7 protein-coding genes are annotated in these 7,685 nt (G+C 75.4%); 5 read left to right on the plus strand and 2 right to left on the minus strand.

Translation table 11 applies throughout. From position 1 onward, the window contains the following. A partial coding sequence (locus Q6969_RS10960) for an FAD-binding oxidoreductase (protein ID WP_317230466.1) occupies positions 1-985 on the minus strand: 985 nt, incomplete at its 3' end. A 58-nt stretch (positions 986-1,043) separates the two neighbouring features. On the opposite strand from Q6969_RS10960, the gene Q6969_RS10965 reads away from it, so the two are divergent. After that, on the plus strand, positions 1,044-2,027 hold the full coding sequence (locus Q6969_RS10965; RefSeq protein ID WP_317230467.1) for an AlkA N-terminal domain-containing protein: 984 nt from the start codon (positions 1,044-1,046) through the stop codon (positions 2,025-2,027). Positions 2,028-2,030: 3 nt separating this feature from the next. On the opposite strand, the gene Q6969_RS10970 is transcribed toward Q6969_RS10965, so the two are convergent. Continuing rightward, positions 2,031-3,107: a Ku protein gene (locus tag Q6969_RS10970; RefSeq protein ID WP_317230468.1), complete on the minus strand. Its 1,077-nt coding sequence runs from the start codon at positions 3,105-3,107 to the stop codon at positions 2,031-2,033. Between the two features lie 60 nt (positions 3,108-3,167). Between Q6969_RS10970 and Q6969_RS10975 the strand changes: the two genes are divergently transcribed. The 4 genes from Q6969_RS10975 to Q6969_RS10990 form a co-directional block, all read left to right on the plus strand. Further along, a complete protein-coding gene (locus Q6969_RS10975) occupies positions 3,168-5,681 on the plus strand; it encodes an ATP-dependent DNA ligase (RefSeq protein ID WP_317230469.1) in 2,514 nt (837 codons plus the stop codon). An 89-nt stretch (positions 5,682-5,770) separates the two neighbouring features. Then, the gene (locus tag Q6969_RS10980) at positions 5,771-6,649 is read left to right on the plus strand and encodes a fumarylacetoacetate hydrolase family protein (protein ID WP_317230470.1); all 879 of its coding nucleotides are present in this window, start codon (positions 5,771-5,773) and stop codon (positions 6,647-6,649) included. A 41-nt stretch (positions 6,650-6,690) separates the two neighbouring features. Next, entirely contained in the window at positions 6,691-6,825 is a 135-nt protein-coding gene (locus tag Q6969_RS10985) for a hypothetical protein (protein ID WP_317230471.1), read from the plus strand. A 43-nt stretch (positions 6,826-6,868) separates the two neighbouring features. After that, the coding region (locus Q6969_RS10990; protein WP_317230472.1) for a hypothetical protein at positions 6,869-7,685 on the plus strand (817 nt) is incomplete at its 3' end.

Consider the following 7,685-nt stretch of genomic DNA (forward strand, 5'->3'; position numbering starts at 1 on the left):
CCGCGACGACGACGGCGACCACCCGCGCGGCCTCCGCGGCGGCGTCCGGGCCGTCGCAGCGGACGAGGAGGTGGGCGGATCCGCGCGCGGAGTGCGCCGTGCCCAGGTACGCGTCGATCGCCTCGAGCGCGCCGGCGTCGAGCAGCTCCATCGCGGCGGGCCGGATGCGCGCGGCCGTGATGGCCGACGCCGCGGCGGCCGCCGACGCGGAGTCCGGGAACGCGGCGGCGACGGTGGACGGCGTGGCGGTCGGCAGCGGGCGCAGGCGCACGGTGGCCCGCACGATCACGCCGAGCGTCCCCTCCGAGCCGATCATCAGCGCGGTGAGGTCGTACCCCGTCACGCCCTTCACGGTGCGGTGCCCCGTGTCCACCACCCGGCCGTCGGCGAGCACGACCGTGAGCGCCAGCACGGCCTCGCGCGTCACCCCGTACTTGGCGCAGAGCAGTCCGCCCGCGTTGGTGGCGATGTTGCCGCCGATGGTGGAGATGGCCTTGCTCGCGGGATCCGGCGAGTACCAGAGGCCCCGGGGGGCGAGCACGGCGTTCAGGTCGTCGTTGAGGACGCCGGGCTCGACGACCGCCAGCTCGTCGGCCTCGCTCACCTCGAGGATCCGGTCCATGCCGCGCACCGACAGCACGATCTCGCCCGCGGTCGCCGTGGCGCCGCCCGCGAGGCCCGTGCCGGCGCCGCGCGTGACGACGGGCGTGCCGGTGGCGCTCGCGATGCGGAGCGTCGCGACGACGTGCTCCACCGCGGTCGCGCGCACGACGGCGACGGGAGCCGCGGGGCTGCGGTAGCCGGACCGGTCCGAGCGGGCGTCGTCGAGGGAGTCGGGGTCGGTGGCGACGACGTCGCCGAGGGCCGCCACCAGCAGGGCGCGGACGTCGTCGTCGGTGTGCGCCGCGGATCTGCCGGGGCCGGTCGGAGGTGCGGCGGTGCCCGCGTCGGGGAGCGCGGCGCGGATCACGTCGTCGTCGATCATGCGATCCAGACTAGGTCGCCCGCGCGCGGCGGTCGGGGGCGTCCGGCAGGCTGAGGGCATGCGCCCCTCCGACGCCGGCTCCGCGCCCGCGCACGTCTCCCGCTCCGTGATCGAGGTGCCGGCGCCCTTCGACGGCGGCGGCGTGATCCGCTTCCTCTCCTGGCACGCCGTCACGGGCGCCGAGGAGGGGGACGCGACGAGCTTCACCCAGTCGGCCCGGCTCGCCCATGGCGCGGGGACGGTGTCCGTGCGGTTGCTCGACGTGGCGGGCGTCGACGACCGCTCCGGGGACGAGGGCGACGCCGGCAGGCCAGCGGACGGCGCCACCCGGGTCGAGGTCGTCACGCGGGTCGAGCACGAGGCCGACGCGGCGGAGCTGATGGCCGGCACGCGCCGCCTCCTCGGCCTCGACGTGGACTCCGCCCGCATCGACGACGACCTCGCCCGCGATCCCGCGCTCGCGGCCGCCGTCCGCGGCACGCCCGGCCTCCGCATCCCCGGCACGCTGGATCCGCGCAGCACGCTCTTCCGCACCATCGTCGGCCAGCAGATCTCCGTCGCGTCCGCCCGCGCGACGCACGGCCGCATGACGGCGGACCTCGGCGAGGACCTGCCCGCGTCGGTCGCGCACGGATCCGTCACGCGGCTCCCGCCCTCGGCCGCCCGCATCGCCCGCGACGGCGCCGAGCTCCTGCGGGGCCCCGCCCGCCGGACCGCGACCCTGGTGCGCCTCGCGGAGGCGCTCGAGGCCGGCGAGCTCGTGATGGAGCACGGGATGCCGCGCGCGGAGCTCCGCGCCGCCCTCGTGGCCTTCCACGGCGTCGGGCCGTGGACGGCCGACTACGTCGCGATGCGCGCCCTCGGCGAGCCCGACATCCTGCTCTCCGGCGACCTCATCGTCCGCCGCGGCGCGGGTGCGCTCGGCCTCCCCGACGAGGCGCGCGCCCTCGACGCGCGCGCCGCCGCCTGGTCGCCCTGGCGCTCCTACGCGACCCTGCACCTGTGGCGCGTCATGACCGACGGGATGCCCGCGGCGGGCTGACGCCTACGCGCTCCTCCTCTGCTTCTCCGCGGTGCGCTTCGCGGGCGCCTTCCCCGTGCCCGTCGACTCCTTCGCGGCGGACGACGACCCCTTCGCGGCGGCGCCCTTCCTCGCCGTCGTCGGCTCCTTCGCGGCGGACGTCGTCTTCCTGGCGGTCGACGCCGTCTTCCCGGCGGACGTGCCCTTCTTCGTCGCCGCCTTCTTCGTCTTCGTCTTCGCGGCCGCCGCCTTCCCCTTCGCGCCAGCCCCCTCCCCCGCCGGCGCCTTCCGCTTCGCGCCGCCGCCGCTCCCGCCCCGGCTGCGCTCGATGCTCCGCTTGAGCGCGTCCATGAGGTCGAGCACCTCGCCGCCCGAGTCCTCGTCGTCGTCCGACTCCCCGAACGTCGCGTCGGTGTCGAGCGAGTCGCCCTGGGCGAGCTTCGCGTCGATGAGGGTCCGCAGCTGCTCCTGGTACTCGTCGCTGAACCTCGACGGGTCGAAGTCCTCCGCGAAGCCCTCCACCAGCTGCGCCGACATCCTCAGCTCCCGCGGCGACACCTTCGGCGCGGCGTCGAGCGACGGGAAGTCGGCCTCCCGCACCTCGTCGTCCCAGAGGAGCGTCTGCAGCATCAGCACGTCGCCGCGGACGCGCAGCGCGGCGAGCCGGGTGCGCTGCCGGAGCGTCACGTGCACGATCGCCGTGCGGTCCGTCTCCTGCAGCGTGCGGCGGAGGAGCGCGTACGACTTCGGGCTCGAGGAGTCGGGCTCGAGGAAGTAGCTGCGGTCGAGCATCACCGGGTCCACCTGGTCGCTCGGCACGAACTCGACCACGTCGATCTCGCGGCTCCTCTCCTCCGGGAGGGACGAGAGGTCCTCCTCGGTGATCACGACCGTGCGGTCGCCGTCGTCGAACGCCTTGTCGATGTGCGCGTAGTCGACGACCTTGCCGCACACCTCGCAGCGGCGCTGGTACCGGATCCGCCCGCCGTCGGCGTCGTGCACCTGGTGCAGCGGCACGTCGTGGTCCTGCGTGGCGCTGTAGACCTTCACGGGCACGTTGACGAGGCCGAAGGTGACGGCGCCCTTCCAGATGGCTCTCATGGACCCAGTGAACACCCGCCCGGCCGCCGCGCCCCGGCCGCACGGGGCCATGCTGGAGCGATGGCGGGGCAGAGGCAGCAGGTGGAGGTCGACGGGCACCGGATCGCGCTGTCGAACCTCGACAAGGTGCTGTACCCGGAGACGGGCACGACCAAGGGCGACGTCATCGCCTACTACGCCGCCGTCGCGCCCCACATGCTGCCGCACCTCCGCGACCGGCCCGTCACCCGGAAGCGCTGGGTCGACGGCGTGGGCACCGACGAGCACCCGGGGAAGATGTTCTTCCAGAAGGACCTCGACGCGCACACGCCCGACTGGGTGCAGCGGCGGGCGATCCAGCACCGCGACCACGCGAACGACTACCCCCTCGTCGGCGACGTCGCGACCCTCACCTGGCTGGGGCAGATCGCGGCCCTCGAGCTGCACGTGCCGCAGTGGCGCTTCGGACGCACGGGCGACGTGCGCCGCCCGGACCGCCTCGTGCTCGACCTCGACCCCGGTCCCGGCGCCGGCCTGCCCGAGTGCGTGGAGGTCGCGAAGGCGGCCCGCGCGATCCTCCGGGACATGGAGCTCGAGCCGTACCCGGTGACGAGCGGATCGAAGGGCATCCACCTCTACGCCGCCCTCGACGGCAGCCACGACGCGGCCGCGATCTCCGAGGTCGCGCACGAGCTCGCGCGCGCCCTGGAGGCCGACCACCCGGACCTCGTGGTCAGCGACATGCGGAAGGCGCTCCGCTCGGGCAAGGTGCTCGTCGACTGGAGCCAGAACAACCCGAACAAGACCACGGTCGCGCCGTACTCGCTCCGCGGGCGGTCGCGGCCCATGGTCGCGGTGCCGCGCACCTGGCGGGAGCTCGCGTCGCCGACCCTGGGGCACCTGGAGATGGACGAGGTCCTCGCCCGGATGCGGAGGCGCGCCGACCCGCTCGCCGCCGTCGAGGAGGGCCACCGCGAGAGCCTGGAGCCGACCCGCGAGCGGCTCGCGGGCTTCGCGCGGAAGGAACCCGCCGGGGATCCCGCCGCCGACCGCCTCGCGAACTACCGCTCCAAGCGCGACGCCGCCAAGACCAGCGAGCCCGTCCCCGCCGAGGCGCCCGCGCCCTCGGAGGGCCGGTCGTTCGTGATCCAGGAGCACCACGCCCGCGCCCTGCACTGGGACTTCCGGCTGGAGCACGACGGCGTGCTCGTGAGCTGGGCCCTCCCCAAGGGCGTGCCCACCGAGCACGGCACGAACCACCTCGCGGTGCAGACCGAGGACCACCCGGTCGAGTACGGCGCCTTCGAGGGCACGATCCCGGCGGGCGAGTACGGCGGCGGGGAGGTGACCATCTGGGACGCGGGCACCTACGAGCTGGAGAAGTGGCGGGACGGGAAGGAGGTCATCGCGACGCTCCACGGCCGCGGCGCGGGAACGGGCATCGACGGGCCGCGCCGCTACGCGCTCATCCACACCGGCGGGCACGGGAAGGCCGACGCGAACTGGCTGATCCACCTGATGGAGCCGGCGGACGCCCCCGGGCGGCCGCACGCGAGGGCCGCGCGCCCGGCCTCGCTCGAGACCGCGGGCGGGCGCACGCGGGTCGGCGCCCGCCGCCGGGGAGGCGCCGCCAGCGCGCCCGCGCCCATGCTGGCGACCACCGCGCAGGGCCCGGGCCTCGACCCCGACGAGGAGTGGGCCGTGGAGATGAAGTGGGACGGCTACCGCGCGATCGCGGTCGTGGAGGGCGGCCGGGCCACCCTCACGAGCCGCAACGGCGTGGACCTCACCGCGGCCTTCCCGGAGCTCGCGGAGCTCCCCGAGCGGCTCGACGTCGACGCCGCCGTGCTCGACGGCGAGATCGTCGTGCTCGGCGCCGACGGGCGTCCCGACTTCGGCCTGCTGCAGACGCGCCTCGGGCTGACGCGGGAGAAGGACGTCGAGCGGGCCCGGAAGTCGGCGCCCGTGCACCTCATGCTCTTCGACGCCCTCGCGCTCGGCGGCCGCGTGCTCGTCGACGCGCCCTACCGGGAGCGCCGCGCCGCGCTGCTCGACGCCGTGCGCTCGCCCGGCCGCGGGCGGATCCAGGTGCCGCCCGCCTTCGACGGCGACCTCGACGAGGCGCTCGCCACGAGCCGCGAGCTCGGCCTCGAGGGCATCGTGGCGAAGCGCGTCGACGCGCCGTACGAGTCGGGCCGGCGCTCGAGCGCGTGGGTGAAGGTCAAGCACCACCGGGCGCAGGAGGTCGTCGTGGGCGGCTGGAGGCCGGGATCCGGCAGCCGCTCCGCGGGCGTCGGCTCGCTGCTCGTGGGCGTCCCCGGTCCCGACGGCCTCGCCTACGCGGGACGCGTCGGCACGGGGTTCACGGAGCGCGACCTCGCCGACGTCCTCCGCCGCCTCCGCCCGCTGGCGCGGAAGACGAGCCCCTTCGCCGACGTGCCGGCGGCCGACGCCCGCGACGCGCACTGGGTCACGCCGCGCCTCGTCGGCGAGGTCGAGTTCGCGGAGTGGACGGCGACGGGTCGGCTCCGCCAGGCCTCGTGGCGCGGCTGGCGGCACGACAAGCGGCCCGACGAGGTGGTCCGGGAGGACTGACCGCCCGGGGCACGCGGGGACGATCCGCGGCCCCATGCACGTTATGACCGCAACGCCGGCCGGACACCTCCGCCCGATACGCTCGGGGCATGAAGTTCGCCCACCTGCTCGCCGACGACGGCGTGACCCCCCGACTGGCCGCGATCGTCTCGGAGGGCCAGGCGCTCTTCCTCGACGAGGTCCTCGACGAGTCGCCCCGCGACCTGCAGGACCTCATCGAGCGCGGGGACGACGAGATGGCCCGCGTCCGCGCGACCGTCGAGCGCGCCGTCGCCAGCCGCACCAGCACGACGCCGGTGGACGGCCTCACGCACGCCTCCGCGGTCCTCCGCCCGCCGGCCGTGTACGCCGTGGGCCTCAACTACTCCGCGCACGCCGAGGAGCTCAACATCACGAGCGCCTCCGCCCCCACCGTCTTCGCGCTCTGGCCGAACTCGCTGTCGGGCCACGAGGGGACCACCAGCTGGCCCCGCTCGCTCAGCGAGGAGGTCGACTACGAGGTCGAGCTCGGCGTCATCATCGGCCGCGCGGCCCGCGACGTGTCCGAGGAGGACGCGCTCGACCACGTGTTCGGCTACACCGTCGTCAACGACATCACGGCCCGCAACCTGCAGTTCTCGGAGCAGCAGTGGAGCCGGTGCAAGAGCTTCGACGGCTTCTCCCCTACGGGTCCCGTCGTCGTCACGCGCGACGAGGTCGCGGACCCGCAGGACCTGCGCATCACGACGGTCCTCGACGGCGAGACGGTGCAGGACGGGCGCACGAGCGGCATGGTCCGCACGGTCGCGCGCCTCGTCTCCTACCTCAGCACCTCCTCCACCCTGCAGCCGGGCACGCTCATCTCCACGGGCACGACGAGCGGCGCCGGGTACTCCCGCGACCCGCAGATCTTCCTGGAGGACGGCAGCACGGTCACCGTCTCGGTCGAGGGCATCGGGTCGCTCACGACGCACACCCGCATCCTCTGACCGGCGGCGGCCGCTCGGGTGCCCGCGCGTAGGCTCGGGGCATGACCGACCAGCCGCAGGACCCGATCCACGACCACTCCATCCCGGAGGACGCCGACCTGTCCGCGCCCGACGCGGCGGATCCCGAGACCGACGAGCTGCACGACGCCACCGGCCGCGGCCACGGCGACGCCTAGCCCCTCCCGGCCGTCCCCCGACCACCGCGTCTAGGGTGGAGGGATGATCAACCGCCTCATCTTCTTCGCCGGCATCGGCACGGGTTACGTCCTCGGCGCGCGCGCCGGACGCAAGCGCTACGAGGGCATCGCCCGGGCGTCGCGCTCCGTCTGGTCGAGCGAGCCCGTCCAGCGCGGCGTCCGCGAGGCGCAGTCCGTGCTCGACGAGAAGGGCCCGGTCGTGGTCGAGCGCACCGTCGAGACGGCGCGCGAGGTCGCCGACTTCGTCGGCCACGCCGTCCAGGGCGCGGCGGTCGCCGTCGGCCGCACCGCGCACTCGGTCGGCGAGCGCATCGGCGCCACCACGCAGGACGTCGCGGGCCGGGTCGGCAGCACCACGCAGGACATCGCGGGCCGCGTCGGCGACACCGCGAAGGACCTCGGCACGCGCACCGCCGACCAGACCAAGCACGTCGTCGACCGCGTCGGCCAGCAGGCCACCGAGGTCGGCCACCGCGTCGCCGAGACGGCGGAGGACGTCCGCGACCGCGTGGTCGAGACGGCCGAGGAGGCGCGCACGCGCGTCCAGGCCACCGCGGAGGACCTGCGGGAGCGCGGCGAGGAGGCCGGCCGCCGCGCCGTCTTCAGCGCCGCCGAGGCCCGCGACGAGGCGCTCGCCTCCTTCGACGACGAGGACGAGACCGGCCCCGTGGGGATCCCCGCGGACGGCGCCGCCCGGGACGGCGAGTCGGACGCCTCGGCCGACGGCAGCGACGACGACGCCGACGAGGACCTCGACACGCTCGGCCCGGACGACCTGGGCGAGCCCGCGGACGCCGACGAGCAGCCCGCGGCGGAGGAGCCCGCGGCGGCCCCTGCCG

The organism is Clavibacter sp. MX14-G9D (assembly GCF_032917815.1).
Taxonomy (GTDB): Bacteria; Actinomycetota; Actinomycetes; order Actinomycetales; family Microbacteriaceae; genus Clavibacter; species Clavibacter michiganensis_K.